This is a genomic window from Humibacter albus DSM 18994, assembly GCF_000421825.1.
Lineage (GTDB): Bacteria > Actinomycetota > Actinomycetes > Actinomycetales > Microbacteriaceae > Humibacter > Humibacter albus.
The window spans coordinates 206,814-232,869 of record NZ_ATXT01000016.1; the positions used below are offsets into that span (position 1 = coordinate 206,814).

The 26,056-nt window shown below is 68.5% G+C and carries 20 protein-coding genes; 6 read left to right on the forward strand and 14 right to left on the reverse strand.

Features of this window, described 5'->3' with window-relative positions:
- Nucleotides 1–72: 72 nt before the first annotated feature.
- The 10 genes from H623_RS0112450 to H623_RS0112495 form a co-directional block, all read right to left on the reverse strand.
- A complete protein-coding gene (locus H623_RS0112450; RefSeq protein WP_022901262.1) occupies nucleotides 73–1,440 on the reverse strand; it encodes a GH1 family beta-glucosidase in 1,368 nt (455 codons plus the stop codon).
- Complete coding sequence (locus tag H623_RS0112455) at nucleotides 1,437–1,826, reverse strand: tautomerase family protein (protein ID WP_022901263.1); 390 nt, start codon at nucleotides 1,824–1,826, stop codon at nucleotides 1,437–1,439. Before H623_RS0112455 ends, H623_RS0112450 begins: the two co-directional genes overlap by 4 nt.
- 70 nt (nucleotides 1,827–1,896) lie before the next feature.
- On the reverse strand, nucleotides 1,897–2,874 hold the full coding sequence (locus H623_RS0112460) for an aldo/keto reductase (RefSeq protein ID WP_022901264.1): 978 nt from the start codon (nucleotides 2,872–2,874) through the stop codon (nucleotides 1,897–1,899).
- 70 nt (nucleotides 2,875–2,944) lie between these two features.
- Nucleotides 2,945–3,709 carry a VOC family protein gene (locus H623_RS0112465; RefSeq protein ID WP_022901265.1) on the reverse strand — a complete coding sequence of 255 codons (765 nt, stop codon included), beginning with the start codon at nucleotides 3,707–3,709 and terminating at the stop codon, nucleotides 2,945–2,947.
- Between the two features lie 34 nt (nucleotides 3,710–3,743).
- Nucleotides 3,744–4,628: a carbohydrate ABC transporter permease gene (locus H623_RS0112470; protein WP_022901266.1), complete on the reverse strand. Its 885-nt coding sequence runs from the start codon at nucleotides 4,626–4,628 to the stop codon at nucleotides 3,744–3,746.
- The gene (locus H623_RS19750; protein ID WP_022901267.1) at nucleotides 4,625–5,581 is read right to left on the reverse strand and encodes a carbohydrate ABC transporter permease; all 957 of its coding nucleotides are present in this window, start codon (nucleotides 5,579–5,581) and stop codon (nucleotides 4,625–4,627) included. The genes H623_RS0112470 and H623_RS19750 overlap by 4 nt, the downstream gene beginning before the upstream one ends.
- Before the next feature lie 12 nt (nucleotides 5,582–5,593).
- Nucleotides 5,594–6,919 (reverse strand): ABC transporter substrate-binding protein, encoded by a 1,326-nt coding sequence (locus tag H623_RS0112480; RefSeq protein WP_022901268.1) that lies wholly within the window; start codon nucleotides 6,917–6,919, stop codon nucleotides 5,594–5,596.
- 566 nt (nucleotides 6,920–7,485) lie between these two features.
- Entirely contained in the window at nucleotides 7,486–8,448 is a 963-nt protein-coding gene (locus tag H623_RS0112485; protein ID WP_211218005.1) for a DNA alkylation repair protein, read from the reverse strand.
- 297 nt (nucleotides 8,449–8,745) lie between these two features.
- On the reverse strand, nucleotides 8,746–9,480 hold the full coding sequence (locus H623_RS21490; protein WP_157560975.1) for an aggregation-promoting factor C-terminal-like domain-containing protein: 735 nt from the start codon (nucleotides 9,478–9,480) through the stop codon (nucleotides 8,746–8,748).
- Between the two features lie 589 nt (nucleotides 9,481–10,069).
- Nucleotides 10,070–10,519, reverse strand: a complete 450-nt coding sequence (locus H623_RS0112495; RefSeq protein ID WP_022901271.1) for a MarR family winged helix-turn-helix transcriptional regulator — start codon at nucleotides 10,517–10,519, stop codon at nucleotides 10,070–10,072.
- Between the two features lie 63 nt (nucleotides 10,520–10,582).
- On the opposite strand from H623_RS0112495, the gene H623_RS0112500 reads away from it, so the two are divergent.
- A complete protein-coding gene (locus tag H623_RS0112500) occupies nucleotides 10,583–10,948 on the forward strand; it encodes a VOC family protein (RefSeq protein WP_022901272.1) in 366 nt (121 codons plus the stop codon).
- A gap of 97 nt (nucleotides 10,949–11,045) precedes the next feature.
- On the opposite strand, the gene H623_RS0112505 is transcribed toward H623_RS0112500, so the two are convergent.
- Nucleotides 11,046–12,227: a calcium:cation antiporter gene (locus tag H623_RS0112505; RefSeq protein ID WP_022901273.1), complete on the reverse strand. Its 1,182-nt coding sequence runs from the start codon at nucleotides 12,225–12,227 to the stop codon at nucleotides 11,046–11,048.
- A gap of 345 nt (nucleotides 12,228–12,572) precedes the next feature.
- On the opposite strand from H623_RS0112505, the gene H623_RS0112510 reads away from it, so the two are divergent.
- The gene (locus H623_RS0112510) at nucleotides 12,573–14,021 is read left to right on the forward strand and encodes a DUF6421 family protein (protein WP_022901274.1); all 1,449 of its coding nucleotides are present in this window, start codon (nucleotides 12,573–12,575) and stop codon (nucleotides 14,019–14,021) included.
- Nucleotides 14,022–14,148: 127 nt separating this feature from the next.
- On the opposite strand, the gene H623_RS21955 is transcribed toward H623_RS0112510, so the two are convergent.
- Nucleotides 14,149–14,655 carry a DUF4190 domain-containing protein gene (locus H623_RS21955; protein ID WP_022901275.1) on the reverse strand — a complete coding sequence of 169 codons (507 nt, stop codon included), beginning with the start codon at nucleotides 14,653–14,655 and terminating at the stop codon, nucleotides 14,149–14,151.
- A 307-nt stretch (nucleotides 14,656–14,962) separates the two neighbouring features.
- Between H623_RS21955 and H623_RS0112520 the strand changes: the two genes are divergently transcribed.
- Both H623_RS0112520 and H623_RS21960 read left to right on the forward strand, forming a co-directional pair.
- Complete coding sequence (locus H623_RS0112520; protein WP_022901276.1) at nucleotides 14,963–16,093, forward strand: threonine aldolase family protein; 1,131 nt, start codon at nucleotides 14,963–14,965, stop codon at nucleotides 16,091–16,093.
- A gap of 381 nt (nucleotides 16,094–16,474) precedes the next feature.
- Nucleotides 16,475–18,181: an L-serine ammonia-lyase gene (locus H623_RS21960; RefSeq protein ID WP_022901277.1), complete on the forward strand. Its 1,707-nt coding sequence runs from the start codon at nucleotides 16,475–16,477 to the stop codon at nucleotides 18,179–18,181.
- 187 nt (nucleotides 18,182–18,368) lie between these two features.
- Here the strand turns inward: H623_RS21960 and H623_RS19765 are convergent, their stop codons facing one another.
- Entirely contained in the window at nucleotides 18,369–18,905 is a 537-nt protein-coding gene (locus H623_RS19765) for a TetR/AcrR family transcriptional regulator (protein WP_169514918.1), read from the reverse strand.
- Between the two features lie 323 nt (nucleotides 18,906–19,228).
- On the opposite strand from H623_RS19765, the gene H623_RS19770 reads away from it, so the two are divergent.
- Together H623_RS19770 and H623_RS0112540 are read left to right on the forward strand one after the other, a co-directional pair.
- Entirely contained in the window at nucleotides 19,229–20,884 is a 1,656-nt protein-coding gene (locus H623_RS19770) for an MFS transporter (RefSeq protein ID WP_022901279.1), read from the forward strand.
- 300 nt (nucleotides 20,885–21,184) lie between these two features.
- On the forward strand, nucleotides 21,185–21,775 hold the full coding sequence (locus tag H623_RS0112540) for a nitroreductase family protein (protein WP_022901280.1): 591 nt from the start codon (nucleotides 21,185–21,187) through the stop codon (nucleotides 21,773–21,775).
- 235 nt (nucleotides 21,776–22,010) lie between these two features.
- On the opposite strand, the gene H623_RS0112545 is transcribed toward H623_RS0112540, so the two are convergent.
- Nucleotides 22,011–25,838 carry a beta strand repeat-containing protein gene (locus H623_RS0112545; RefSeq protein WP_022901281.1) on the reverse strand — a complete coding sequence of 1,276 codons (3,828 nt, stop codon included), beginning with the start codon at nucleotides 25,836–25,838 and terminating at the stop codon, nucleotides 22,011–22,013.
- Between the last annotated feature and the right edge of the window lie 218 nt (nucleotides 25,839–26,056).

The following is a 26,056-nucleotide window of genomic DNA, read 5'->3' on the forward strand; positions in this document are numbered from 1 at the left end:
CGTAGCCTTGAGCGCCGCAGCTCGGCGCGCGCCAGGGCCGCATACAGCTCTTGGAGTGCATCGCCCCGCGGCTCACGCCCCGTCGCCGACGAGGAACCGCCGGAACCACTCGCCACTCGACTTGACCGTGCGCTTCTGCGTCTCGTAGTCCACGTAGACGAGCCCGAAGCGGCGCGAGAGGCCCCACGCCCACTCCCAGTTGTCCATCAGCGACCAGCAGAAGTAGCCGCGCAGGGGCAGGCCACGATGCAGGGCTTCGGCACAGGCATCCACGTGCAGGCGCAGATACTCTGCGCGCTCCGGGTCGTCGACCGTCCCATCGGCTGCCACGGCGTCGGCATACGCCGAGCCGTTCTCCGTGACGTACAGGGGCAGCTCGGGCGCGTAAGCATGGGCTTGCTCGAGAACGTCGATCAGCCCGTCGGGGTGGATCTCCCAACCCATCTGTGTGTGCGCCGCGCCGGTGTCGATGAAGCGCACGAACTCGCTGCCGGGGTTCGCACTGACCACTCCGGCGTCGGCGTCCCCCGCCGCGGTGGTGTGCCGGCTGTAGTAGTTCACGCCGAGAAAGTCGACCGGTGCCGCGATCGTCCGCACGTCATCCGCCGGCTGAGACTCGAACCAGCCACGCTCACCCAGGTCATCGAGCACGTCGTCGGGATAGTGCCCGGCGAGCACCGGTTCGAGGAACAGTCGGTTCTGCAGGCCGTCGATGCGTCGTGCCGCATCCACATCGGCAGCACTCGGCGACGCGGGCCGCGTCGAGTACAGGTTGAGCGTGATGCCAACGGATGCCTCCGGCCGCTCCTCCCTGATCGCCGCGACCGCCTTCCCGTGCCCGAGCAACAGGTGGTGCGCCGCGTGTGCCGCGCTCGATCCGGCCTGCTTGCCGGGCGCGTGCACACCCGACGCATAGCCCAGGAACGCGGAACACCACGGCTCGTTGAGCGTGATCCAGTCCGTCACAAGGTCGCCGAGCTCCCGCACCGCGATGCGGGCGTACCGCGCGAAGGCATCAGCGGTGCCCCGCTCGAGCCAGCCGCCGGCATCCTCGAGCTCCTGCGGAAGATCCCAGTGGTACAGCGTCGCGTACGGCCGGATGCCCCGCTCGAGCAACGCGTTCGCCAGCGCCCGGTAAAACGCGAGTCCATCGGGGCTCACCGCCTCGCCCCCGCTCGGCAGCAGCCTGCTCCACGAGATCGAGAATCGGTACGAGTTCACCCCGAGGGACGCCATCAGATCGACGTCATCGAGGAACCGGTGGACGTGATCGTCGGCGACGTCACCCGTCGTACCGTCGGCGATCGCCCCGGGAACGCGCGCGAAGACATCCCAGATGCTCGGCGTCCTGCCGCCTTCCGACGTGGCACCTTCCACCTGGTAGGCCGCCGTCGCCGTTCCCCAGACGAAGTCGGCGGGAAAGTCGGTGCGCACGCTCATGCCGACACCGCGGCATCCGTCGGCTGCCAGTCCTTCGAGGGCGCGAACCAGTCAGATCCGGCGTTCTCGGTGAGCGCGATGAGCACGTTGTCGGGCTTGATGCCGACTTCGACGAGGTTGCCGACGACCGCGTCGTACATACGCTGCTTGTCCTCCGGCTGATAGATGTTCGCGAGCAGGATCTGGATGTACACGATGTCGGTGCGCGCGGCATCCGGGAACGTGGTGGTGTAGACGAGGTCGCCCGGCTCGTGCAGCCGGAAGATCTGGAACAGGTCGTCGGCCGGCATCGGCAGGCCGCTCACGAGTCCGTCGTGGATCGCTCGGCTGATCTCGGCTCGGCTGTCGGCAAGGCTCGCGTGCAGGTCGACACGGACGAGTGGCATGGTTGTCTCCTTCAATGATGTGGTCGTAGCCTGCCGGCGGATGCCGCCGGCCTTGCGGTCGAGACGCGCTTCAGACGGGCGCGTCCAACCAGTTCTCCCGCCCTGGGCGCAACGCCTCGAGCTCGCTCCAGAACCCGTCGGGCAGTCGAACGTGCGTCGAGCGGACGATGGAGTCGATCCGCTCCGGCCTGCTGAACCCGACGACGGTGGTCGTGATGAGCGGGTCTCGCAGCGAGGCGAGCAGAGCGACCGTGGCGAGATCGGTGCCGTACCGGGAGGCGAGCTCGTCCATCGCGGTGATCGCGGCTCGCGTCGCCGGTCGAACGGGGCGGTACCCGTACGAGGTCGACGCGCCGCGGGGGTTCGCCAGGATGCCGCCGCCGTAGATCGCGGCGTTGACGATCGCGAGCCCCTGTTCCCGGGCATCGGCGATGAGCCGTTCCGCGCTGTGGTCGACGAGCGTCCATCGGTTGTGCACGAGCAACACCTCGAACACGCCGAGCTCGAGGTAGCGGGCCATCTCGTGAACGTCGCCACCGGCGAGCCCGAGGTGGCCGATCGCGCCCTCGTCGCGCAACTCGACGAGCGTGTCCACGGCGCCGCCCGGCGCGGTCATCGCCTCGAAGTCGTGGAACTCGGGGTCGTGCAGGTGCACCATCGGAAGCGGCGAGATTCCCAGTCGTTCCACGCTCTCGGAGATGGATGCCCGCACCCGCTCTCCCGAATAATCGCCGTTCTTCGCGTCCACCTTCGTGATCACCATGGCGTCGTCCGGAAGGCCGCCGTGCTCTGTCGCGTACGCCGCGAGGCCGCGTCCGACCCGGTGCTCGCTCGCGCCGCCGGAGTAGCCGTTCGCGGTGTCGATCGTGCGGATCGGGCTGGCGAGAATGTCGCGGACGAGCGCGATGGCATCCTCCTCGGCGACCTCGTGTCCGAAGTTCTCGGGCATGCTTCCGAGCGGTCCGCCCCCGGCTGTCACGGCCGAGACGAACAGTCCTGTCGGACCGAGCGGACGCATCCAGTCCGGACTCTCGGGAGTGGGCGTCATCGGCGATCCTCTCCGAGGCACAAGGTTGCCGGCACTGGGACACCGACCATGACGGGATCGAGTGCCATGATCAGGCGCTCACCGTGTAGGTGAATCCGTCAGCGTCCGCGTAGACCGTGCCATCGGCACTGTCGCCCGCCACGGCATCTCCGATCGGCTCACCGACGAGCTGCGCCGCCACGTAACCGGGTGCCTCCGTCTGGGGTGCACGCGAGCTCTTCCCCGCCTCGTAGGTGAAGACCTCCAGCACGGTGTCACCGCCCTTGAGGTAGTCGATCCGGAATCCACGAGGGTCGTGCGGCTGCAGGATCGTGCCATGGTGGCGAAAGTCGAAGCGCCCGTAGTGCTCTTTCGTCGCCTCGAAGTCGGCGACCGTGAGTGCCACGTGGTCGAAGCGCGGGCGCTCGGGCACACCGAGCGCATATTCGGCGGCGACCAGTTCTTCGTCGACCACGGTGTTGTAGCGCAGATCGCGCTCGACGAGTTCCAGCAGTGTGCCGTCCGGATCGAAGAAGAACGTGATCCGCACGTCTCCCTCGGCTTCGAGCGGCTCGAGATGGAATGGAACGTGAGAGGCGTGCAGACGCTCCGCGATGGCATCCAAACCGCTCACCTTGAATCCGATGTGCCGGAAGCCGCGCTGCAGGTCGTCGGCCTCCCACGTGGATGCGGCTCCCGACTCGAGGCGCACCAACTCGATCGTCGCCGTGACGACGTCGAGCAGCGCGCGGTCCGCCGTCGGCTCGGCGACGGGCACAGCGCCGATGAAATCGCGGTAGAACTCGACGGATCGTGCGACGTCGGCGACGTTCAGCTGGATGTTCTTGATGGGCATGGTTGTTCCTTCTTGTGACGGAGAGTGGACGGGATCAGTTCTTGACGGCGCCGAGCGTCATACCGGCGACGAACTGGCGTTGCATCCAGACGTAGACGAGGATGACGGGCACGATCGACATGGTCAGGCCGGCGCACAACGTCGGCCAGTCCGTCTGGTATTGCCCGACGAGGCCGAAAAGCACCGGCTGCAAGGGCAGCTCATCGGTGTTCTGCAACACCGTGTTCGCATAGATGAACTCGTTCCACGTCTGCAGAAACTGGAAGATGATGACCGTGGCCAGCCCAGGACGGGCCAGTGGCAGGACGATGCGCCAGAAGATCTGGAACTCGCCCGATCCGTCGATCCGAGCCGCCTGAATGAGCTCGTCCGGCAGCGTCTCGAAGAACGCGCGCATCAGGAACATCGAGAACGGCGCCGAACTGGAGACGTAGAGAACCAGCAAGCCGACCTGAGTGTTGAGCAGCCCGAAGCTCTTCAGCTGCAGATAGAGCGGGATGATCAGCGAGGTCGACGGCATCATCAGCGTCGCCAGCAGCAGCACGTAGATGACGTTCTTGAACGGGAACCTCAGCTTCGCGAACGCGTATCCGGACAGAGAGGCGAAGATCACCACGCCGAGCACGGTGGCCAGCGTGATCCAGAGGCTGTTCGCGAAGTGCAGGCCGAAGTCGGTCGAGTTCCAGGCCCGCACATACGCGTCGAACGTCACCGAGGTCGGCCAGAAGCTGCCCCCGAAGACCGTGTTCGCCGGCCTGATCGAGGTGAGCACCAGCCAGATCAACGGGAAGATCGTGAAGGCCGAGATCGCGAGCAGGACGAACGCGACGAAGGAGCGGCCGACGGGGAATCGCCGGCGACGAGCGGTGCGCGCGCGCAAGCGGGGCGTCTGCTCCGCACGAGTGGCCAGTGCGGTCATCGGGATGCCCTTCTCGAGAGGACGATCTGCACGAGCACCGCCACGCCGCACAACAGCATGACGATCACGCTGAAGGCGCTGCCGTAACCGAGCTGCGGGATCGAGCCGGCGGTCGAACCGAACGCGAGGCTGTACAGGTAGGTGCCGAAGACCTCCGAGGCGTGGTTCGGGCCGCCGGCGGTCATCACGTAGATGAGGTCGAAGACCTTGAACCCGTTCATCAGGTTGAGGCTGATCACGATCGCGGTGACGACGCGCAGGCTCGGCACCGTGACGTACCAGAACTGCTGCCAGCGGCTCGCGCCATCGACTTCGGCCGCCTCGTAATAGGTCGGATCGACTCCTTGGATGCCGGCGAAGAAGATCAGCATGTTCATGCCGACCGCTCCCCACAGTGAGACGACGAGGATCGAAGGCATCACGAGCGCCGGATCGGAGAGCCAGTGCTGCTGCCACGCGCCGAGCCCGATCGACTTCAGCAGGTTGTTCAGCGTGCCGAGATTCGGATCGTAGATCAGCTTCCACAACACGCCAGACACCACGAACGAGATGATGCCGGGAATGAAGAGGAGGGTTCTGACCACGACGCTCAGTCCGCGCCAGACGTTGCTCAGCAGCACGGCGATGATCAGCGGAATGACGGTCTGCAGCAACGTCGTCACGAGCGCGAACACGATCGTGTTCCAGAACGCGGTGGCCGCCACCGGATCGCTGAACATGCGCGTGTAGTTGTCCACGCCGATCACGGTGGGGCTGCCGAAGCCGCTCCACCTCGTGAAGCTCAGGTAGACGGCGAAGACGATCGGCCATCCGACGAACAGCACGAAGAGCACGGTGATCGGCACGACGAAGCCGTATCCGGCCACACGCTCGGAGCGCTGGAGTTTCCAGAGGCTGGCGCCGGAGCGCGAGCGCAGTCGCACTCCGGCACGCAGCGTCGAGGAGGTACTCATGTCTCCCCCGGCTCAGCCCTTGGCGTTCTCGACCGCGGACTGCATCTGCTTGGCCACCTCGGCCGGGCTCGCAGTCTGGTCGAAGATCTTCTGCAGCGGGTCGCCCGCGGCCGACGAGCCGGCTCCGAACGGGATGTGCGGGCAACCGTCGGGCAACCAGCCCGCCATCTGCTTCACGTGCGCGTCCGTGATGCGCTCGACGGCGGCCTGCGTGGAAGGCATGGCGCTCGACGCGTTCATCAGCTTCGAGTAGACATCCTCGGAGTAGAGGTACTTGAGGAAGGTGAGCGCGGCATCCTTGTTCTTGCTCGTCTCGGAAACGGCGAGGCCTGCGCCGGCCTGGTCGGCCGTCCAGTGCCGGGCGCCGCTCTTGATCGCCGGCGTCTTCATGATCTTGTAGCGCTTGACGAACTCGGGCGACGCGTTCTGGATGAGCCCGGCCGGCGTCCAGGATCCGGCGAAGAACATCGCGGCTCCGCCCGTGTAGAAGAGCTGCTGCGACTGATCACCGGACGTCCCCGTCGTTCCGGGCTGGAAGACCTTGGCCTTGACGATCTTGTCGTTCAGCTCGAGCGCTTTGACGACCGGCTTGCTGGTATAGCTGTAGCCCTTCTCGAGCTGGTCGAGCTTGAGATACCAGGTGGGATCATCCGTCACCTGCGTGATCAGGGGAAGGAAGAAGTCGAGGGCGCTCGTTCCGGGATTGCAGCTGATCGACACCGCCGACTTGCCTGTGGCGTTGATCTTCGCGGCAGCGTCGATGAGGTCGTCCCAGGTCTCCGGCTCACCGTCGACTCCGGCGGCGGAGAGCACGTCGGGGTCGTAGAAGAGGCCGAACGTCTGCGCCTCGAACCCGAGCGCGTACTGCTTGCCGTCCTTGGTGTACTCCTGGTTCGTCGAGTCGAAGAAGCCCTTGAGGAACCCCGACCCGAGCTCCTTCTTCAGGTCGGCCGAGATCCCCTGCTCGCCGTAAGTGATCGCGCGCACGTGCGGCGCGAAGATCTCGGGCACGTCCCCGCCCGACACGGCAGCCGTCAGCGCCGGAAGGTACTGATCCGGTGTGCCGAAGATGCGGTTCTCGATCTTGATGTTCGGATGCTTCGCCTCGAAGTCGGAGATCACCTTCGGCAGCGTGTCCTTGACCTCCGTGTACCAGGACCACATGCGAACCGTGGCCTTGCCGCCGGACGACGACGCCCCACCGCTGGAACATGCGGCGAGCAGGCTCGAGAGCCCGATGGCGGCCGCACCGGCTCCGGACGCCTTCAGCAGGCCACGGCGTGTGATGGATGTCTTCGCCGCATCGGCGAAGAAGGAGGTACCGCGATTACTGGGCATACTTCTACTCCTCATTGAGTCGGCATCCGGGGTTGGATCCCGATGTTTCCGTGCTGTTCTCGTGTGCTGCGGGGCAGCGGCGTCATTCGAGATCTCGGCGAGCGGCCACGTCGTGATCCCGTCGGTGTCTGGCTGACGCCGAGTCGAGACTTGATCGACCTCTGCCGACGGACCTCTCGTCGACCTCTGATCGGCGCCGGTCTGCAGTTCGGTGCGGGCGTTTCTGCCTGCGCTAACTTTCTATCTCAAAGTAAGGAAGTGTGTCAACGGTGAAATCGGAACGATTCGAGGCCGGCAAGAGGGCAGCGGTGCCGGTCGCGGCCCGCGCACAGTTCAGGACGGAACCTCGGGCACGCGAGCGCGAACCCTGGAACGGCGCGGAACGCGTCGTGACCAGGCGCGGCGCGGCGCTGAGTCATGCACGCCACCGCGACGTGCCGTCTGAGGCGCAGCGCCTCACGGTCACTAACTCAGGACCACAGGCGCCAGAAGGCCCATATGTCGATCTGGCCCGATATGTCCTGAAATAGTGACCCGGCTCGCCGCCGACTGCCCGGCCGGTAGCCCTACCGCCGCCGCGCCCGGTACCCCGCCCGCGCCTCCGCGTCGAGGTGCTCCGTGGCGTACGAGAGCATGACGGCGGGCATCCGGTGGGCGTTCTCGTCGAGGAACGCGACGAGCAGCACGCGGTCGACGCGCTTGCCGACCTCGCGGAGCATCCAGCCGGTGGCCTTCTGCGTGAGGTCGCGGCGGTCGCCGATGTCGAGCACGCGGGATGCCAGTGCCAGCGTCGTCGAGGCATCCTTGCGCTTGATGAACCCGAACGTCGTCAGCAGCGCGACGCGGCGCCACCACAGGTCGCCGTCGTCGAGCAGTTCGTCGAGCAGAAGGCGCGGACGATCGAAGAGGTACTCGCCGAGGATGAACTCGGCGGAGGCATCCACGAGATCCCAGTTGTTCACGCGGCCGGCTCGCACGGCGGAGAGGTAGAAAGCGGCGAGGCGCTCGCGCTCCTCGTCGTCGCGGGTGCGTGCGGCTGATGCCCGGGCGAACAGCGTGTTCAAGCCCACGAGCCCCGCCAGCCGGTGTTCGTGCACGGGGCTTTCGAGCAACTCGCGGATCACGACGAGCGGCAGCGGACCGATTCGCTTGACGACAGCCCGCAACGCCGGAACCCGCACGCCGATGAAGACATCGCCCTCGCCGTACTCGCCCGGCCCCGTCTTGAAGAAGCGCTGCAGAAAGAGGGCGTCGGAGGCATCCGCCACCGCGGCGAGAGCGGTCGCCACGTCATCAGGGGTGGCAGGCATCTGGCCGGCAGCGGCTGCCGGTGCGGGGCGGGGGGTCCGAACACGGGCCGCGTCCCTGGTGGAAGCCGGTGCCGATGCCCGTGCGGATGCCCGTGCTGGGCCGGCGGGGCGGGCACCCGCCGCGTCGACGGAGGGTTCCGGACCTCGTTCAACCGTGTCCGCGGCGCCGGCCGGCACCCCTTCAGCGGGGTGCGGGGTTCCGGTCGAGGTGGATGCCATACCCTCAGTCAACCGCGCGGCGGCACGAACCGCACCCGCCGAGCCACCACCGCGTTTCTACTGAGCCACCCGTGCCCGCCGAGCAATCCGTTTAGCGCCGAGCCACCCGTTTATCGTCGAGCCACCCCGCTATGTGCGCAAATACCCGGGCGGCTCGACGACAAGATGCGGGCTCGGCGTCTCGGCGGAGCGTGGGAGGGCGACGTCGCGCGGGCTCGGCGTCACGGCACGGGCACGGGCACGGGCACGGGCACGGCGTCACGGCACCGGCACGGGCACGGGCACCGACGTGCAGCATCAGTACCAGTTGTACGACTCCGAGTGGCCCCACGCGGCGCACGGGGTTCCGTAGGAGCCGGCGATGTATCCGAGGCCCCACGCGATCTGGGTGGCCGCGTTCGTGGCCCAGTCGCTGCCGACGCTGGCCATCTTCGAACCAGGGAGCGCCTGCGGGATGCCCGTGGCACCGCTCGCGTTGTAGGCCTGGTAGTTCCAGTTCGACTCGCGCGTCCAGAGGCTGTCGAGGCACTGGTACTGGTCGTCGCCCCAACCGTACTTGCTCGCCATCATCGACCTCGCCGTGGCACGGGCACCGGACGGCGTGTTCGCGGCAGCAAGCGCTGCAGCGGCCGCCTCGGCCTTCGCCTTCGCCTCCGCTGCGGCCTTGGCGACGGCGGCATCATGCGCGGTCGCTTCCACGTTTGCCTTGAAAACGGCCGTGTTCGCGGCCGCGCTCAGCTTGTGCAGCGTGCTCGGCTTGGACGAGAAGTTCGCCTGCAGAGCGTCGATGCTGTCGTTCAGCGCACCGACATCCGCGCGGCCCTGCACCTGCTGCACGGTGATCTGCGCGATCGAGAGTGCATTGAACGACTCCTGCGCCGCCTTGTGCGAGAACGTCTCGTGCAGGGCTCGCGTCGTCTGGCGTGCCTCGGCGGCCGCTGCATCGGACTTGGCGGAATCGGCGTACGCGTTCTGCACGACGCTCGGCGCGATCACGGCGACCACCGCGAGAACGGCGGCCGCAAGCATCATGAGGTAACGCTTGTTGCGGCTCGTCGCGTCACGCAGAGAAGAGAGGGAGGTCTTGAGGGCAGGGGTGATTCTCGAGAAAGACGTCACAGGGTTCCAATGATCTTCGGCTTCCCCGCGTGGTCCGCCCGGAGCGCGTCGAGCACGTTCGCTCGCGCTGTTTCCGAGGGACGGATGCCTGCGGAGCGCGACTCGCGCCCCGTTCATCCATGCGGGTTGGGCGCCCCGACACGCGCCCTGCAGCACACCGACGCACGGGCATGCGACGATGGCCGGCGGCGCACCTTCGGCACGCCGGCAGGACGCCCCGCGGTGCTCATGGCATCCGTCGGGTCGGGGCGGTCGCAGCGCGGAACACCTGCGTTCGAGGGGGTGTCGAACTGGTGGGCCGCGCGCGACTCCGCCACACTACGCAACAGCTCTGGACAGGCTGTCCACAGCGCCTCCAAGGGCCCTGGGAGCGGTTTCACCGCGGAATCACGCGGATTTTGGATGCTGAGAACAACTCGACCCCGAAATCGCAAGTCGATGAGAACGCATCGATACAGCTGAATTCAGCCGCGACGGAGCGCGTTTCGGCCTGGCGAAGGCGCTAGACGCCGCCGCGCAGGGAGCGGACCATGCTCTTCAGGCTCCGCAATGCGTCGGACTGCTCGGCGTCGGTCATGCCGGCGAGCATCCTGACCTCGACGGATCGCACCGCTCTGCTCGCCTTCTCCAGGCTTCGTCGTCCGCGCGGCGTGAGCCGCGCGGGAAGCGCCTTCCCGACGGGGGCCTGCGACGGTCTGCTCACGTAGCCGTCCCGCTCCAGCGCCTGGAGCAGAACGTTCATCGACTGGCGCGTCACGAACGCCCCCCGCGCGAGCTCCGAGTTCGACAGGCCAGGGCGCTGAGCGAGCAACTCGAGGCAGGAATAGTGGGTCACCGTCATCCCGAGCGGCCGCAGCACCTCCTCCATGGCTAAACGAAGGGCGGTCGACGCCTCTTTCAGCAGGTAGCCCAGCGACGTCTCCAGGTGGATTGCGGCACCGTCTTGACTCATGTCAGCATTCTGACATAGGCTCCACGTGTCAGAAACCTGACACGATTGGAAAAGAGATTCGCCATGCCCGCCACCGGTCCCGATTTCATCTCCCTCCAGGCCCGCGACCTCGACGCGTCACAGGCGTTCTACGAGCGCTACCTCGGACTCGTCCGGTCGCCGGCGGCGCCTCCGCACGCCGTCGTCTTCGAGACGAAGCCGATCGCATTCGCCCTTCGCGACGTCGTTCCCGGCACCGACCTCGCCGCGGCGCAACCCGGTCTTGGCATCGCTCTCTGGCTCCACGCCAGCGACGTGCAGGCCATCCACGACGCACTCGTCGCCGACGGCCACACCATCGTCTCCGCGCCCATCGACGGCCCGTTCGGACGGACGTTCACCTTCGCCGACCTCGATGGCTACCAGGTCACTCTTCACGACCGCAGCTGACGCGTCCCCCTGCCTGACCGCTCTCGGCCCGGACCGCCGGACGCGTTCTTCGGTGAGTTCTGCCCGGCCGCGCACCTTGAGCGAATACCGCCAGGAGCTACGGGAAAACCGACAGGAACAGGAACGCCACGAAGATCACGAGGAGAACCCCGCCCTGCAGCTTTGTTGCGCGACCCGGCACCACGGTGAGGATGCTCACCACAATCGCGAGGGCGAGCAGCACGATCTGCGTGGGGCCGAGCCCGAGAGCGAGGTGACCGGGCATCCAGATGGATGCCACCGCCACCGCCGGAATCGTCAGTCCGATGCTCGCCATGGCCGAGCCGAGACCGAGATTGAGGCTGGTCTGAATGTGATTGCGCTGCGCCGCCCGCACCGCCGAGATCGCCTCCGGGAGCAGGATGACCAGCGCGATCACGACGCCGACGACGGACTCGGGCAGCCCGAGCGCGACCACACCGCCCTCGATCGCCGGCGACTCGAGCTTGGCCAGCACCACCACGGCGACGAGCGCGATGAGCAGGAACAGGAGGCTGAGCAGGGTCTGGCCGATGCTGGGCAGTTCACCGTGGTCGTCGGAGTCGGAGTCGGAGTCGGAGTCGGAGTCGGAGTCTGCGTCTGCGTCGCCCTTGACGTCATCGGCCGCGGCGCGGCTCCGCGTGGCTATCGGACCCGAGGCATCCGACACCGGTAAGAAGAGCCCGCGATGCGACACGGTCTGCGTGATCACGAAGATCGCATAGAGCACGGCCGCCGCGACGCCGGCGAAGGCGAGCTGTGCCGGGGAGAAATAAGGACCGGCGGCCTCGGTGAAGTCGGGCACCACGAGGCAGAGCACCGCGAGCGTCGAGAGGGTGGCGAGCGCCGCGCCCGAGCCTTCCGAGTTGAAGCGAACGGTGCCGAACTTGATGGCGCCGACCAGGATCGACAGGCCGACGATGCCCGTCGTCGTGATGATGAACGCGGAGAAGACGGTGTCTCGCGCGAGCGTGGCGGCGTGCTCGTCGCCACCGGCAGACAGAGTGACGATGAGGCCGACCTCGATGATGGTGACGGCGACGGCCAGGATGAGCGCCCCGAACGGCTCGCCCACTCGGTGAGCGATCACCTCCGCGTGATGCACGGCGGAGAGCACTGTGGCCGCGAGGATGACGGCGAGCACGATCGCGAGGCCGAGTCCCGGTTCGCCGCCCCAGACGAGCACTCCGACGAGCGCGATCACCGCGATCAACGGTACGGCGAACGGGTACCAGCGTCCGATCGCCCCGATCACCCTCATCGCTCCATCATGTCAGCCGCCCGCCAGCGACACCCGGCAGCGCGCGACGCGTCACGCAGCGGACGGGCAACGCGGGAGCAGCAGCGGACGGGCGGCGGGAGCCCAGCGGGAGGCGCCGCAGGAGCGCAGACGGAGCCGTGGCAGAAGCCACGGTGCGAGCACGGCAGAAGCCACGGCTCTGCCCCGCAAAGAAACTGCGCCGAATCCGTCATACCCGCAACATCTGGTCCCGACTCGGCAAACTCGACCCCGAACCTCGTCGTTACGCTCGAAGGAGACGCAAAACATGCATCCGCCGGCGCGCCAGTCGCGCCGTGTTGCAGGTCGCCACGAGGAGGTCGTGTCATGTCCGTCGTTCTTCCCACCGGAGTCGAGGAGCTGCGCTCCCTCGATGCGGATGCCCGTGGCCGCCTGGCGAACGTGACCACCGATCCCGCGTGGCTGGCTCTCAAGGACGCGGCCACGAGCATCCAGGCCGACCAGGTCAAGGACGGGTCGATTCCCGACGAGAGCCGCCACGAGGACGCCCGCGCCCGCGTCGCCGCGATCGCCGCCTCGATCCACGACCTGGCCCCGCTCTTCCCGCACGACGCGGAGTACCTCGCCGCCCTGGAGCGCGACTTCCAGCGCTGGGCGGACGGCGACTTCGGAGTGCCGGACTTCTACGACTCGCTCGTCGCCTTTCAGCCACAGCAGCACCGGGTGGATGGGCTGCGCCACCTCGTCGTCTTCCCGATGTACACGCAGAACGGATCCACGGATCGGCACGTCGAGGCGTTGATCGTCGAGGTGATCTGGCCGGAGTTCGTGGCCGAGCTGGAGCGCACCGACTACGGCAACAAGCTGTTCGTCTCGCTGCGACTGATCGACTTCACGCCCGGCTACGACACGAACTCGGCCGTGCTGTTCCCCGAGACCGTCGCCATGAGAGAGCTACCCACGTTCACCTGGGGCGCGATCTTCCAGGACCGCGAAGCCGCACGCTATCGAGTGGTCGTGCGGGCGGCATCCGAGATCACCAAGCTCGAGCTGCCCGATGGCGCCGCACGCCTGCTCGACGATCAGGGCCTGATCGAGGAGACGTTCGTGATGTGGGACATCATTCACGACCGCACCCACATGCGCGGCGACCTGCCGTTCGACCCTTTCATGATCAAGCAGCGCATGCCGTACTTCCTCTATTCGCTGGAGGAGCTGCGCTGCGACCTCACCGCGTACCGCGAGGCGTTCCGACTCGAGAAGACGCTTGGTGCGCTGCCTGAGAAGGAGCTGTCGGATGACCAGCGCAGCATTCTGGAGCACGCCGGCCTCGTGCGCTACGCCATTCTCTTCGACCGCATCTTCCGGTTCCCGCTCACGGGCAGCCGCGTGCGCAACTACGACGGGCTCGGCGGGCAGCTGCTGTTCGCCTGGCTGCACCAGCACCACGTGCTCGATTGGACCGACACTCGGCTCTCGATCGACTGGGATGCCGTCGGTGACGCGGTCGTCGCGCTCAGCGACACCATCAACGAGCTGTACTGGCGCTCGATCGATCGCCCCAAGACGGCGCACTGGCTGGCCGCCTACGAGCTGGTGAGCGGCGTGCTCGAGCCGAACCCGGCATCCGTCTGGGCGAAGGGGCTACCCGTGGAGGTGCTCGCCGGTGCGCCGAAGGGCTACACGGATGCCGTGCTGGACGACGAGTTCCCGCTCTCGATGTTCTACGAGGCGCTGAACAAGAAGATGGGCGACGCCATCGAGTCGACCAAGGGCATCACCGGGCGCTCGATCGACGACGGCACGGCGCGCTGAACCCCCGCACACCTAGTGAGGGCTGCGAGGCCCGAGGCCCCGCACACCCTCAGCGTGGAGGCGCTAGACGAAGGGCGGACTCCTTCGATGCCGTTCGAGCCGCTTCTCCCGCTCGCGGAGCTCGGCGCTACGACGTGTACGTCGCCGACCCGACCGAGGCGACGGTGCCGAGCAGCACGAGGACGAACACGATGTATCCCACGACGATGAGCACGGTGAGGCCGAGAGCGACGTACCCGATGATCACTGCGGCGAGCGCGAGACCGTGACCACCCTCACCGCTGCGCTTGATCTGCGAGAGCGCCACGTGCCCGAGGATCAGGCCGAGCAGGCTCACGAACCACACCGAAATGAAGGCGACGATGGAGAGCGTGTTCGTGCGCGGCGGGCCCACGATGACGGTCGTCTGCTGCACGTAGGCCGCACCGTACGGGTTCTGCGCGTATTGACCCTGGGCGTACTGCGGTTGCACGACGGGCGTCGGCGCGTAGGGCTGCTGGGCCTGCTGCGGGTACGGCGGCTGTTCCTGGGACGCATACTGCGGCTGCGCGGGCTGACCGTACGGCGGCTGTCCGGCCGCGGGCTGACCGTACGGCGGCTGTCCGGCCGAGCCCTGACCATATTGATCGGACATCGGGATGTCTCCTCTCGGCGGGGAAAGGCATCCCCTGTTGTTCCGCATCTGCTGCGCTGCGAGCCGATGCAACGATGACGAATGCCTCAAGCATGCCCGATGCCGGCCTCGCCGACACATGGGGCGCGCTCCCCATGCCCGAGCGCCCACATCCGAGCGACCCACGGCCGAGCACCCATGTCCGAGCGCCCACGGCCGAGCGCTCCGTGTCTGAGCGCCCCACGGCCGAGCGCCCCGCATCCGCACACCCCACGTCCGGCGCGAGCGCGAGAGGACGCGAAGGAGAACAGGGGAAGATGGAGAGATCATGACGATTCGTTTGCACGACCCCGAATCCCGCGCGTTCGCCTCGGACAACTACGCGGGGGCACATCCCGAGATCATCGACGCGATCGTCGCCGCGAACGGAGGCCACCAGATCTCCTACGGCGAGGATGCCTACACGGAGCGCCTGCACGAGGTCTTCGCCGGGCACTTCGGTGACGAGGTGGCCGTGTACCCGGTCTTCAACGGCACGGGTGCGAACGTGACCGCGCTGCAGTCGATGATTCCGCGCTGGGGGGCGGTGGTGGCATCCTCGAGCGCTCACATCCACACCGACGAGGGTGGGGCGCCGGAGCGGGTCGCCGGTATCAAGCTGCTCACGGTCGACACCCCCGACGGCAAGCTCACTCCCGAGCTGATCGACCGGCAGGCGTGGGGCTGGGGCGACGAGCACCGCGCGCAACCGCTCGCCGTCTCGATCACGCAAACGACGGAACTCGGCACCTGCTACACGGTCGACGAGCTCACGGCGATCACCGAGCACGCCCACTCGCTCGGCATGCGCGTGCATCTCGACGGCGCCCGTATCGCGAACGCGGCCGCCCACCTGGATGCCCCGCTGCGCGCATTCACGACCGACGCCGGCATCGACGTGCTCAGCTTCGGCGGCACCAAGAACGGGCTGCTGTTCGGCGAGGCGGTCGTGGTGTTGAACCCGGATGCCTCGGACGGCCTCCCCTACCTCCGCAAGCTGAACATGCAACTCGCCTCGAAGATGCGGTTCATCTCGGCGCAGCTCATCGCGCTGCTCACCGACGATCTGTGGCTGCGCAGTGCGCAGCACTCGAACGCGATGGCTGCGAAGCTACGGAGCGCGCTCGAGGATGCCATCACCTCCGGCCGCGCTCCCGGCCTCGCTTTCACGCAGAACACGGAGTCGAACGGCATCTTCGCGACGCTGCCCCGGCCGGCCGCGGACCGAGTGCGGGAGCGCTTCCGTTTCTACGATTGGGGCCCCACGGCGGGAGGCTCGGAGCAAGGCGACGGCGATGCTCCGCGCGCTCGTGACGAGGACGCGGCGCGCACGGAAGTGCGCTGGATGTGCTCATGGGACACGACCGATGAAGACGTCGCCGGCTTCGTCGCCGCGATCGAGGCGGCGCTGCAGGCGTAACCGCGCTGCACGCGCAGGCGCCCTGCGGCGTGGACGCCGTGCGGCGTAACCGCGAGCCACCCCCGAATCACTGGGCCACCCCGAATCACCGGGCCACCCCCGGATCATCGGGCCACCCTGGAATCACCGGGCCACCCTCTTATCTGCGCAATTTCAGGGGTGGCTCGGCGATAACGGGGTGGCCCGGCAACAACGGGGTGTCCCGGCGCGACGGAGTGTCCCGGCGCGACGGCACGGCGGCGAGAGCCGCCGGAGTCGGCCGCCACGGCGAAGCCGGCCCACCGCAGCAGAGCAGCGCGAGCGCGTCGCACCGTCCGGGGTTTCGGACACAGCTCGGCCGCCCGCGCCGCGCTGGCCGGGAGGCGGAACGACACTGGAAAGGTGGCCGTCTATGTGTCAGCGCTGGAGCTGTTCTCGATCGGTATCGGACCGTCGAGTTCGCACACCGTCGGGCCCATGCGAGCGGCCGCAGGGTTCGCGGCGGCGCTCGGTGATGCGGGCATCCTGCCCGAGATCACGCGGGTGAGCTGTGTGCTTTACGGGTCGCTGGCGGCGACCGGCGTCGGGCACGGGACTCCGGATGCCGTCGTCGCCGGTCTCGAGGGGCTGCATCCGGAAGACTGCGACCCGTCTCGCGTGCACGGTGCCTGGGCGCGCGCCGCCGAGCGCGGATCGCTCATGCTCGGCGGCGATGACGGCAGCAACAGCAGCCGCGACGACGACCAGGGCGACGCCCGTGACAGCAGCATCAACGCCAAGACCGACATCACGAGCAGCAGCAACGGCAACGGCAACGGCAACGGCAACGGCAACAGCAGCGACGCCGGCAGCCGCGACGTGACCACGGTGCCGTTCGCGGCATCCGACATCACGTTCGAGCCGCGCACGAAGCTGCCGGAGCATCCGAACGCACTGACGCTGCGAGCCTGGACCAGCCCGCAAGCCCCGCGATCACACGCCGAGGTGGGCACGGGAACGCCTGTAGTGATCATTCCGACAGGGCCCGCTGCAAACCGGCCGACGGCAACAGCGCCCGCCATGACTCGGCCCGGCTCGGCGCCCGAACGCGGGGCTACCGCCGCCACGGGGGAGGCCGGCTCGGCCGCACCCGACGACGCGGAGCCGGGCGAGACCCCCGCGTTCGAGCAGACGTGGCTGTCGGTCGGCGGCGGGTTCGTGCGGTTGCGCGAAGAGCCCGCCGCAGCCGCGACGCCCGCGATCGAATCGGAGCTGGCGTTCGACAATGCGGCCGAGCTGTTGTCGTTGTGCGCGGAACTCGGCGTCGGCATGTGCGACATAGCCTGGCGCACCGAACTCGCTGCGCGCAGCGAGCAGGAGGTGCTCGACGGGTTGGATGCCATCGCCCGAGCCATGCACGAATGCATCGAGCGCGGTCTGCGGCCCGGCACCCGCGAACTGCCCGGCGGCCTGCACGTTCCCCGTCGGGCGGGCGCGATGCGCGAGCGGCTCGAGGCGTGCGGTCCCGATCAGCCCGACCTGCCCGGCGAATGGATGCGCGCGTTCGCGCTGGCCGTGAACGAGGAGAACGCCGCCGGTGGACGTGTCGTGACGGCTCCGACGAACGGCGCCGCGGGCATCCTGCCGGCTGTTCTCGAGTATCACCTGCGCTTCAACCCGAACACGTCGCCCGACGACGCCCGACGGTTCCTGCTCACGGCGGCTGCAGTGGGCAGCATCCTCAAGGCCAACGCATCGATCTCGGGAGCCGAGGGCGGGTGCCAGGCCGAGGTCGGGTCTGCGTGCGCGATGGCCGCGGCAGGCCTCACGGCCGTGCTGGGCGGCACGCCGACTCAGGTGGAGAACGCGGCCGAGATCGCCGTGGAGCACCACCTCGGGCTGACGTGCGACCCGGTCGGCGGACTGGTGCAGATTCCGTGCATCGAGCGGAACGCGATCGCGTCATCGACGGCGGTGTCGGCGGCACGGCTCGCGCTCAGCGGCGACGGACACCACATCGTGCCGCTCGACGTCGCGATCGAAACGATGCGCCAGACCGGCGCCGACATGAGCGACCGCTACAAGGAGACCAGCGCGGCGGGCCTCGCCGTGAACGTCATCGAGTGCTGAGCGCCGCCGCCCGGCATGTCCCGCCACCGCAGTCCGGCGCGATCTCCAGCGCGGCGCACCTGCGCGGCCACCGATCCCGTGCGCCCTGCGGCGTCTCCGGTGCGGTGCACCCCGAGCGGCCGCGGTTCGGTGCACCCGGGCGGCCGCCGTTCGGTGCGCCCTGCGGAACCGTCGCGGCCCGCGGAAACTACCGAATGCCTGCGGTCGCGAGCGCGAGCATCCGCGCGGCGTCCTTGTCCCCTCGCCGCTGCGACGCCCAGGCCACCGACGACACCAGGGCGAACAGGTCCCGGTAGTCGACGTCGTCGCGAAGGACGCCCGCCTCTTTCGCGCGCTCCACGAGCGCGGACGTCGCCGAGGTCAGCGGCCGGCACGTGTTGCGCAACGGCGAATCGGAGGTGCGGAACGACTCCGCGATCGACTCGGGCAGGTTGTCGTAGGTGCGCAGGTGGTTCGCGAGCGCGAGCATCCATTCGTCGAGAGCCGCGCCCGGGTCATCGGATGCCTGCAGCCGCTCCGCCAGCGCCTCCAGCTGGTCGAGACTTCCGCTCAACGCCGCCGCGATGAGGCAGTCACGCGTGGGGAAGTGCCGGTAGAGCGTGCCCGGGCCGACACCTGCCCGACAGGCGATGTCGTCGAGCGAGGTGAGGACGCCGTGCTCGGTGAAGGCGGATCCGGCCACCTCGATGATGTGGTCGTAGTTGCGCTGAGCGTCGGCTCTCATCGGCCGTGACGGTGCGGCGGTTGCGCCCATCGGGTCAGCACCCCTTCCTTGCGTTCGGCGGTTGTCTCGCGACGTTGCGGGCATCCGCGCTCATGCTACGCGTTCGCCGAGGACGAACGGCTGGTCGTTGACAATCCGGAGACAGTCTCCGTATTGTTTTCGGAAGTAGCGGAGAGTTCCTCCGATTAGCTCCAGAGTACGCCCGTCGCCTCCGAACCGACGCCCTGTCCGTTCCGGGCGAACGAGCACCTCACCCCACCGACGCCGCCCGCTCCGCAGGAGCGCACGCAGATCGCTCCTCGCGAGCAGAACAGGGGACCGGCATGGCCGATACCGCACTCATCCCGCCGACGGACGGCATCCGTCTTCCCGAGCGAGCGGACGCTCCGGCCGATCGGTCGGATGCCACGGCGCCGGGCAGGAGACCATCTCACGTTGCGACCCACGCGCCTGCGAGGCGCACGACTGCCACGCGCACCGCTGCAACGCGCACGCCCGCGACCCACACAGCTGCGACGCACACCACTGCCACGCGCACGACTGCGGCGCACACGACTGCAACGCGCACCATCCCGACGAGCACCGCACCGCGCTTCCGCACGCTCGGCCTGATCGTCGTGTTCGTCACGCAGCTCATGCTCGTGGTCGACGCGAGCATCGTGAACGTGGCGCTTCCCGACATCCAGAAGGCGCTCGGATTCACCCCGGTCGGCCTTTCGTGGGTCGTGACCGCGTACGCGCTCGCGTTCGCCGGCCTCATGCTGCTCAGTGGCAAGGTGGGCTCGATGATCGGAGCGAAGCGCGCCCTCATCATCGGCACGCTCGTGTTCATCGTCGCGTCCGCCGCCGGCGGGCTCGCTCCGAGCGCCGAGGTGCTCGTCGTGGCCCGCGTGGTGCAGGGCATCGGTGCGGCCATCGCGGCGCCGAGCACGCTCGTGCTGCTGATGGCCAACACCACCCCTGGCAAGCAGCGCAATCGCGCGATGGCGCTGTTCGTGCTGGCGGCCGGCAGCGGCGGCGCGATCGGGCTCATCCTCGGCGGCGTGCTCACGACCGGATTCGGCTGGGAGTGGGTGATGTTCGTCAACGTGCCGGTGGGCATCCTGATCGTCGCGGGCGCGCTGCTCTTCCTCCGCGAGACGGATCGCGAGCGGGCGCGCCTCGATGTGGGCGGCGCCATCGCGTCGACCGTGGGCATGGTGTCGCTCGTCTACGCCTTCACGACCGCGGCGAGCGCCGGTTGGACGAGCCCGGTCGCGCTGGCCGCGTTCGCCGTGGCGGCGGTGTCGCTCGTGACGCTCGTCGTCATCGAGCGCCGCCACCGCAGCCCGGTGGTTCCGTTGCAGCTCTTCGGCACGCCTCGCAACGCCGCCCCGCTGGTGGCCATGCTGCTCGTGCCGGCCGGCATGTTCGCGTTCTTCTACTTCATCACGCTGTTCACTCAGCAGGTGCTGCACTTCACTCCGCTGCAGACCGGGCTCGGACTGCTGCCGTTCGTGGTCACGCTCGTCGTGGTGAGCCAGCTCGTTCCGCGGTTCCTGCCGCGCGTCGGCGAGTGGATCGTCGGTGCGCTGGGCATGGGGCTCCTCGCGGGCGGGCTGCTCTGGCTGAGCACGCTGGACTCCCACGACACGTTCCTCACGGGCATCCTCGGACCGATCGTGGTGATGGGTCTCGGTGCCGGCATGACGTTCGCGCCGATCACGGCCGTGGTCATGGATCGCGCGCCGGAGGAGCACGTGAGCGCGGCATCGAGCGTGCTGCAGGCCATGCAGCAGCTCGGCGGCTCGATCGGTGTGGCAGCGCTCACCACGGTGTTCGTCTCCGTCACGACGATCAGCGGAGAGGCGGGCGGCGTCGCCGCGGCCGTGCTGGGCGGTGCGGCGTTCGTGTTCCTCGGATTCGTGCTCTTCGCCGTCTGGGGTAGCAGAGTGCGTGCCGACAGCGAGACGGATGCCACGATGCCGGTCGTGCACTGACGTCGCCTCGATCGCGCGCTGACCTCCGCCGCGCTGCCGGCACTGCCTCCCGGAGAACGCGCTCATCGCCTCGCGGTGAGCGCGTTCCTCTGTGACGGATCCGCCTGTGGCCGTTCCGTCTGTGACCGTTCCATCTGTGAAGTGCCTCAGGAATACGCCTCGGGGCGCATGTGTTTGTATGGATCGGCAGCGTCGCCGTCCCCTATCAACCCCGAGGACGTGCGACAGCGCACGGGATGCCGGCCCACGGCATCCATGAAGCGGTTCAGCCGGCGCCCTCCGCCCTTCGAGGAGCCTGAAGTGTCACTGACGCTCGAATCCGATCGCACAGCCCAGACGAGCACGCCCATCCATCCCGTTCTCGCCGAGCGTTTCAGCCCGCGCGCGTACGACCCGAGCATCCCGGTCGACGAGGTCAAACTGACCGCAGCTCTCGAGGCCGCGCGCTGGTCTCCCTCGGCGGCGAACACGCAGCCGTGGCGCTTCATCGTCGCGCGTCGCGGGACGCCGGAGTTCGATGCCATCGTCGCGAACCTCATGGGCTTCAACCAGGTCTGGGCCGGGAACGCGGGTGTGCTCGTGGTCGGCCTCGCGGCCCGCACGAACGAGCAGGGCGAGCCGATGCGCTGGGCGCAGTACGACCTCGGCCAGGCGTTCGCGCACCTGAGCGTGCAGGCCCACCACGACGGGCTTCACGTGCACCAGATGGGCGGCTTCCTCGCCGACGGGCTGCGCACCGCGTTCGAGATCGACGACCGCTTCGAGCCGATCAGCGTGGCCGCGATCGGCGTGCTCGGCGACATCGACGACCTGCCAGAGAACACGCGCGAGCGCGAGCGGGCGCCCCGCACCCGTCTGCCGCTCGACGAGCTGCTGATCGTCAACGCGTAGGCCGCGTCGCGCGACGACCGAACGCCCCGGGATCCCCTCCCGGGGCGTTCGTCGTTTCGGGTAGTCGAGGGCGGAGGAGGGCGGACGGAGGCGGGACACCGAAAACAGCAGCTGCCGCCGAGAACAGCAGCAAACCTGCTGTTCTCGCGTGGAGAGCGCGCTCGCTGCTGTTTTCACACCCGCCCGCGGCACCTCCCGCGGGCGGGCTCGTCCTCGAGCCTCTCCGGCCCTGCCGCTACGCGCGGCGGCGGCGCACCGCTCGCACGGCCAGCGCCAGGGCGCCCAGCAGAACGGCGAGGGCTGCCAGGATGCCGCTGCTCACGGCATCCTCGGGAAGTCCCGTGTTCGCCACCGTCGTGCCGCTCGAGGCGGCACCGTTCGAGCCGGCGCCGTTCGAGCCCGAGCCGCCGGGCTTCACCACGGTGGTGCTCGCCGAGAGGTACAGGGGATCACCGTTCGATCCGGTGCCGGCGGCCGCGATCGTGTGGTGTCCGAGCGCATCGGCCGGGACCGTCACCTTCGTGGTGAACGCACCTGAGGCATCCGCCGCCACCGTTCCGAGCGTGGTCGGCGTCGAGTAGAAGCCGAGCGTGATCGTGGCGAACGGCGCGAATCCGCCGCCGGTCACCGTCAGAACTTGCGACGGAGCGACCGTGGCCGGTACGCCGCCGAGCGTGGCCACGCCGAACGGCGCCACCGTCGGCAGCGGCACGACGGGGGCGTTTTGCACCGTGAGCACAAACGCCTGGGCGGCATCCGGAGCGACACCGTTCGCCGCCGTCAGGCTCAGGAGAATCGTGGCGGCTGCATCCGTCGTCATTCCGGCGATGGTCGCCGTTCCGTCGCCGTTGTCGGTGAAGGTGAGACCCGTGGGCAGCGTGCCGTTCACGCTGATCGCGGCCTGCGGGTAGGCGTGCGACGCCGTCACCGTGAACGTGCCGTGCACGCCGCGCGTGAACTGCGCGTCGGCCGGGCTCGTGAACGTCGGCGCCTCCTCGACCGTGACCGTGAGGTGCTGAACCGTGTCGGCCGCGCCGCCCACCGTGGTGATCGTCACCGGGTAGACGCCACCGGAACCGGGCAGCGGAATGCCCGAGATCAGCCCGGTTCCGTCGCCGTTGTCCACGAACGAGAGCCCGTCGGGCAATGCCCCTTTTTCATTCAGGCCGGTCAACGCCGGGTAGGCGGGGCCCGTCGTGATCGGGAACGACACGGTCGTTCCGACCGACGTCGACATCGCGTCCTGACTCGTGAACTCCGGAGCCTCCGTGACAGTCAGCGTGAAGTTCTGCGTGATGTCGGTGCCGAAGGTGTTCGAGGCATGCAGGGTGAAGCTGTACAGCCCGCCAGAACCCGCCGGCGGCTCGCCGATGAGCGTGCTGCCGCTCAGCGACAACCACGCGGGCAAGCCGGTCGCGGTGATCGACGGGACCGGATGCCCCGCCACCGTCACCGGGAAGCTCTGCGTTCCGCCGCCGGCCGAGAACTCCGTGGCGTTCGCGCTCGTGAACGTCGGCGCCGTGCCGACCGTGAGCGCCACCGGAGTGCTGCCCACGACCCCGACGGAGTTCGTGAACGCCGCCTGGTACAGGTTGCCGTCGTCCGAGAGCGTCGGGGTGAACGTGTACGACGGATCGGTCGCGTTCGGGATCTCGGTGTACGTCTGACCGCCGTCCGTCGACACGAACCACTGCACGGTCGGGGCGGGATACCCGCTCGCCGCCGCGGTGAACGTGACGGGGGTGCCGGGGTTCACGGATGCCGGCTGCGGATCCAGCGTGATCGCCGGCGGTTCGTCGAGAGTGAGCGTGAACGGTTGCACGGCGGGAGTGCCGATCCCGTTGGCTGCGGTCAGCGTGAAGGAATGCACGCCGCCGGATCCCGTCGGCGGCGTGCCGACGAGGTGGTTCGTCGAGTCGAGAGACAGCCAGCTGGGAAGGCCGGTGGCCGTGATCGTGGGCGTCGGCGTTCCCTCCGCCGTGACGGCGAACGAGACCTGTTCGAACGTCTTGAACGTCGCCGAGTCACCGCTGGTGAACTGCGGGGCGGTGCCGACGCTCAGTGTGGCGGCGGCCGTATCCACCGTGCCCGTGCCGTTGGTGAACTCCGCACGGTATCGGTTGCCCGACTGCGAGAGGTCGGAGGTGAACGAGAGCGTGTCGCTCGTCGCACCCGGCACATCGACGTAGGTCGTGCCGCCATCCGCCGACACCTGCCACTGCACCGTCGGCGCCGGATACCCGGTGGCCGCTGCGGAGAAGGACGCCTGATCGCCCGCGACCGCGTTCACATCCGTAGGCGAGGTCGTCACCACGGGCGCCGCCGTAACCGTGAGCGTGAACTCCTGCGTGGCATCCGGGCTCACCCCGTTGGCCGCCTTCAGGGTGAACGTGAAGTCACCGGTCGTGCCCCCAGGAACGTTGCCGGTCAGCGCCGCGCCGCTGAGCGAGATCCACGACGGCTCACCCGAGATCGATAGCGCCGGCGCCGGAGATCCCGTGGTCGTGACGGGGAACGAGAGCACACCACCGGACGCGACCGAGGTCGACGACGCGCTCGTGAAGACCGGGGCGGATGTCTGGTCGACGGTCGCGGAGACGCTCTGCCCGTCGAGCTGGGCCGTCACCTCGGCGGCACCGGATCCGCCGACGGTGTAGGTCGTCGTGGCCGTTCCCGCGGAGAATGCACTCGAGGCGAGGCTGAGGGACCCGTCGCCGGTGTGCGTCCAAGCGACGGATGCGCCGGAGAAGGCTCCGAGGTCCGAGCCGAGCTGTGTGCCCGCGTCGGAGTCGGTGAGCAGGTCGGCCGTGATCGTGGACGTCGTGCGGGGCGGGCTGACGACCGCCGGGTCGGCGGTGACGTGCAGCTGCAGCCACGGCGTGTAGGACGCGGCGGTAAGACCGTCGACCGTGGAGCATCCGGATGCCCCGGGCCCCGCGTTGCAGCCCCACCAGTTCGCCGTGGCCGAGGCGGTGTTCACGGCCCGTACGTCGGCGGCGCCCGTGTTGCCGGCGATGCGGTCGTAGTGGACGATCAACGTGGAACCTGTGTCGGCCGAGATCGCGGCGCCGAGCGCGCCCGAGCCCGTCACAGCGTTGTCGGTGAGCGTGGACGAGGTCACCGTGAGGATGCCCGAGTCGGTCATGATCGCGCCGCCCTGACCGCCCGCCGCGGATCCCGCGCTGGAGTTGCCCGTGAACGTGGATCCCGAGACGGTCACCTGGGGCGTCTCCGTCTGGTTCGTCGTCGCTTGGATCGCGCCGCCGCCGATCGCGCCGCTGACAGCGCTGTTCGCTGGTCCCGTGCTGTTGCCCGAGAAGGTGGAGCCCGACACCGTGAGCGTCTGGGCGTTCCACCCCGCCGCCACGTACGAGATCGCCCCGCCGGACGAGCCGTTCGAGGTGTTGTCGGTGAACGTGCTGTCCTTCACCGTGAGCGCGCCGCCGCCGAAGAAGATGGCGCCACCGGTGATCGTCGGGTCCGGAGGAGTGTTCGTGGTGTTGGTGCTGTTGTCGTGGAACGTGCTGTCGATGACGGTGAGCGAGTCGTCGGGCACGCTTCCGCCCGAACCGCCGACAATGGCGCCACCACCGCCGAGAAGGTTGTCGTTGGCCGCGCCGTTCTCGAACGCGACGCCGTCGACGGTGACGGACACGTTCCCCGCGAGATTCGGATCGAGCACCAGCAGCTGCACCGTGCCGCCGCCGTCGAGGACCGGCTGGCCGCCGGTGCCCTCGATCGTGATGTCGGCGCCCGCATTCGCCCCGACACTCAACGACGACGTGACGGGATACGTACCGGCCGGCACCTGCACTGTCACCGGGCCGGTGACGTTGTCGGCCACGCACAGCGCCATGCGCAGCGACACGGCTCCGCTCGGCTGCGTGTCGCCGCAGGATCCCGCCGGCAGATCCTGCGTGGTGTTGACCACGATGGTGGCCGTGTCGGCGTGCGCCGCCGGCGCCGCGAGCAGTGAACCCCCGAGCGCCATGGCCAGGGCGACGACGCAAGCGACGGCGCGCCCCCGATGCGAACGAACTGCGGATGCGGCGACTTGCTGCATGGCGCACCAATCTGTGGTTTTCTCCCCGCCGACGCGACCCGAGGCCACGCACGACGAACGCGGCGCGCCCGATCGCACCGCGGTCAACATGCTCTCAGAGCAGGGGGGTCCTTGCGTACCCTCAGTGTCCGCCCCAATGCGGGTGACAGCGCCCGATCGCGCCCGCCGGGCCCACTACGCTGCAAAGATCCACTCACTCCTCATGACCGATCGGGGCT

Bases quoted from the DNA above. Each gene is read 5' to 3' on its own strand.
- H623_RS0112450 (WP_022901262.1), bottom strand. From the start codon at position 1,440: ATGAGCGTGCGCACCGACTTTCCCGCCGACTTCGTCTGGGGAACGGCG.
- H623_RS0112455 (WP_022901263.1), bottom strand. From the start codon at position 1,826: ATGCCACTCGTCCGTGTCGACCTGCACGCGAGCCTTGCCGACAGCCGA.
- H623_RS0112460 (WP_022901264.1), bottom strand. From the start codon at position 2,874: ATGACGCCCACTCCCGAGAGTCCGGACTGGATGCGTCCGCTCGGTCCG.
- H623_RS0112465 (WP_022901265.1), bottom strand. From the start codon at position 3,709: ATGCCCATCAAGAACATCCAGCTGAACGTCGCCGACGTCGCACGATCC.
- H623_RS0112470 (WP_022901266.1), bottom strand. From the start codon at position 4,628: ATGACCGCACTGGCCACTCGTGCGGAGCAGACGCCCCGCTTGCGCGCG.
- H623_RS19750 (WP_022901267.1), bottom strand. From the start codon at position 5,581: ATGAGTACCTCCTCGACGCTGCGTGCCGGAGTGCGACTGCGCTCGCGC.
- H623_RS0112480 (WP_022901268.1), bottom strand. From the start codon at position 6,919: ATGCCCAGTAATCGCGGTACCTCCTTCTTCGCCGATGCGGCGAAGACA.
- H623_RS0112485 (WP_211218005.1), bottom strand. From the start codon at position 8,448: ATGGCATCCACCTCGACCGGAACCCCGCACCCCGCTGAAGGGGTGCCG.
- H623_RS21490 (WP_157560975.1), bottom strand. From the start codon at position 9,480: ATGATGCTTGCGGCCGCCGTTCTCGCGGTGGTCGCCGTGATCGCGCCG.
- H623_RS0112495 (WP_022901271.1), bottom strand. From the start codon at position 10,519: ATGAGTCAAGACGGTGCCGCAATCCACCTGGAGACGTCGCTGGGCTAC.
- H623_RS0112500 (WP_022901272.1), top strand. From the start codon at position 10,583: ATGCCCGCCACCGGTCCCGATTTCATCTCCCTCCAGGCCCGCGACCTC.
- H623_RS0112505 (WP_022901273.1), bottom strand. From the start codon at position 12,227: ATGAGGGTGATCGGGGCGATCGGACGCTGGTACCCGTTCGCCGTACCG.
- H623_RS0112510 (WP_022901274.1), top strand. From the start codon at position 12,573: ATGTCCGTCGTTCTTCCCACCGGAGTCGAGGAGCTGCGCTCCCTCGAT.
- H623_RS21955 (WP_022901275.1), bottom strand. From the start codon at position 14,655: ATGTCCGATCAATATGGTCAGGGCTCGGCCGGACAGCCGCCGTACGGT.
- H623_RS0112520 (WP_022901276.1), top strand. From the start codon at position 14,963: ATGACGATTCGTTTGCACGACCCCGAATCCCGCGCGTTCGCCTCGGAC.
- H623_RS19765 (WP_169514918.1), bottom strand. From the start codon at position 18,905: ATGAGAGCCGACGCTCAGCGCAACTACGACCACATCATCGAGGTGGCC.
- H623_RS19770 (WP_022901279.1), top strand. From the start codon at position 19,229: ATGGCCGATACCGCACTCATCCCGCCGACGGACGGCATCCGTCTTCCC.
- H623_RS0112545 (WP_022901281.1), bottom strand. From the start codon at position 25,838: ATGCAGCAAGTCGCCGCATCCGCAGTTCGTTCGCATCGGGGGCGCGCC.